This window comes from Micromonospora sp. NPDC049559, from assembly GCF_040676675.1.
GTDB lineage: Bacteria > Actinomycetota > Actinomycetes > Mycobacteriales > Micromonosporaceae > JBFAPK01.
This window is the reverse complement of the sequence record NZ_JBFAPK010000059.1, coordinates 34,949-36,362: the sequence shown is the minus strand read 5'-3', so window position 1 is coordinate 36,362 and position 1,414 is coordinate 34,949. Positions and strand designations below refer to the sequence as shown.

1 protein-coding gene and 1 pseudogene are annotated in these 1,414 nt (G+C 73.1%); both read right to left on the bottom strand.

What is annotated here, in order from left to right; all coding sequences use genetic code 11:
* Positions 1-299 precede the first annotated feature (299 nt).
* A complete protein-coding gene (locus AB0J86_RS37035; RefSeq protein ID WP_363862955.1) occupies positions 300-1,034 on the bottom strand; it encodes a class F sortase in 735 nt (244 codons plus the stop codon).
* Positions 1,018-1,414 (bottom strand): annotated as a pseudogene (locus AB0J86_RS37030) (hypothetical protein); the annotation flags it as partial. The gene AB0J86_RS37035 and the pseudogene AB0J86_RS37030, both read right to left, overlap by 17 nt.

The following is a 1,414-nucleotide window of genomic DNA, read 5'->3' as shown; positions in this document are numbered from 1 at the left end:
GGCCAGCTGACGGCGCAGCACCAGCAGTTGCTTGCGTACGTCGAGCAGCGCGCCGACCGGTTCGTTGGAGAAGTCGCGCGGGCAGACCAGCACCATGGCAGGCCGACCGGCCGGGCCGCCGGGCCGTGTCCGGCGGTGGGCGTGGTGGGCCTGCCGGCCGGGGCTGCCGGGCCGCGGGCGGCCGCGGTGGGGTGCCGGGCTCCCACCCGTCCGGGTGACCCTGCTGGGCCGGACGGCCGCGAGCCCCGGCGGGCGGTGCCGGGCCGGGGCTCGTCGGCTCTCGCGCGAGCCACGCGGGCTCAGGGGATGAGCGTCGCGAACACGATGATGTTGTCGGGGTAGCTGCGGGTCTTCTCGTTGAACTTGCCGCCGCAGGTCACCAGGCGCAGGCTGGGCTGCTCGGACGCGCCGTAGACCTGCTCGGTCGGGAAGGCCGTCTTGGGGAACGCCTTCACCCCGTCGACCCGGAACCGGACCACCGTACGATCCTTGCGGGTCACCAGCACGGTGTCGCCGGGCTTCAGTTCGCCGAGCCGGAAGAAGACCGCGGGGCCGATCGCGTACGAGTCGACGTGCCCCACGATGACCGAGTTGCCGACCTCCCCCGGACTGGGGCCCGGCTGGTACCAGCCGGCGAGCTGCGCCCGCTCCAGCGGCGGTACCTGTATGGTGCCGTCCGCGTTGACGCCCAGCGAGATGATCTTCGCGGCAACCCCGATCTTCGGGATGCTGATGTCGGTCGGCTCGGACCGGGACCGCCCGACCGGACCGGGGATGGCGGTGGCGGAGGGGGAGGGCGGGGTCCCTGGCTCGGCGCTGAGCGGGGAGGGGTCGGTCGCCGGTTCCAGCTCGGGTGGCGCCGCCTCCGCGACGGGCTGGGGCGGGCGCAGCGATGGTGGTTGCTTCAACGAGGCGCCGATCAGACCGGCGCCCAGGAGGGCCAGCACGGCAACGAGGCCGGTGCCGGCGGCGCGCCACGGAGATCCGTGACGGCCGCCGGCCCCTCTCGTCGCCGCCTCAGGCGAGCGGGCCATCGGTCCGAGGCCGCCGCATCAGGAAGAGGCCGCCGAGCGCGGCCGCGCCGAGCATGCCGACGCCGCCGGCCGCGAGGCCGCCGTCGAGGCCGGTACCCGCCACGCCGCCGTCGCCGCCGTTGACCGAGCCGGTCGGTACGATGACCAGCTTGCCGGTGCCGCAGGAACCCTTGAGCTCGTACTCGCCGGGCTTGGCGTGCTTATCGATCTTCACGGTCGTGGCGTAGACGTACTCCTCGCCGTAACCCTCGTAGCCCTTGCCCTCGTAGCCCTTGCCCTTTTCCTCGTCCTTCTTGGCGTCGTCGCCCTTGGCGTCCCAGCTCTTCTCGTCCTTGGTGCTGTCGCCGTAGGCCTTGTCGTCCTTGGCCTTGTCGTCCTTC

What these genes read in the sequence shown, in the direction of transcription:
- AB0J86_RS37035 (WP_363862955.1), bottom strand. Translation starts at nt 1,034, where the DNA reads ATGGCCCGCTCGCCTGAGGCGGCGACGAGAGGGGCCGGCGGCCGTCAC.